We start from the raw sequence: 893 nt of genomic DNA on the forward strand, positions 1-893 counted from the left end.
TATAGTATCTTAGTTTATAAAATACATGTTATAATAAAGCTATGGCATATAGTACAGATTTTAAACACCGAGCATTAAATTACATCAAAGAGGGGCATAGCCATGTCGAGGCAGCCAAAGTTTTTGATGTTGGCGTCAGAACTCTTTTCATGTGGGAAAAGAAATTACGTGAACAAGGGCACTTAGAGCGGAAAAAGCGAGTTGCCAAAAGCCGAAAGATTCCTTTGGAGGAGTTGAAGGCCTTTGTAGAGGCTCATCCAGATGCTTTCTTAAGGGAGATTGCGGCACATTTTGCTTGTGCCGTTCCTTCAGTATGGGCAGCTTTAAAGCAGATTAAGGTCACTTTAAAAAAAGACGACTAGCTTTAAGGAACAAGATCCAGAGAAAGTCGCTGAGTTTCTTGATGTTTTGGATATCCTAAAAGATTTACCAGTCGTATATATTGACGAAACGGGAATCGATCGCTGCCTCTATCGTCCTTATGCACGGGCTACTAGAGGGGAGAAAGTCTATGAAAAGATTAGAGGACAGCGCTTTGAACGGACTTCAATTGTTGCAGGACAAGTAGACGGAGAGTTTATAGCTCCCATGATTTACAAGGAAAGTATGACGAGCAACTTCTTTGTAGAATGGTTCAAAACGCAACTCCTGCCTGCTTTAGAGACGCCTCATGTCATTGTCATGGACAATGCTAGTTTTCATCCCAAGAAGATTTTGGATGAACTTTGCATCCAAGATAAACACTTTTTCTTACCTTTACCACCTTATTCACCAGATTTGAATCCCATTGAGCAAGCTTGGGCTGTCTTGAAAAAGAAAGTGACAAATTTATTAAGGGAAGTTCCAAATATCTTTGAATGTTTAGAGCGCTTTTTTAAAACTAAATGACTATA

General features: G+C 39.5%; 1 pseudogene. It reads left to right on the top strand.

The features are described from left to right. The first annotated feature begins 41 nt into the window (after positions 1-41). A pseudogene (locus M1R56_RS10000) lies at positions 42-888 on the top strand (IS630 family transposase). The last annotated feature ends 5 nt before the right edge of the window (positions 889-893 follow it).

This window comes from Streptococcus sp. oral taxon 431, assembly GCF_023115445.1.
Classification (GTDB): Bacteria; Bacillota; Bacilli; order Lactobacillales; family Streptococcaceae; genus Streptococcus.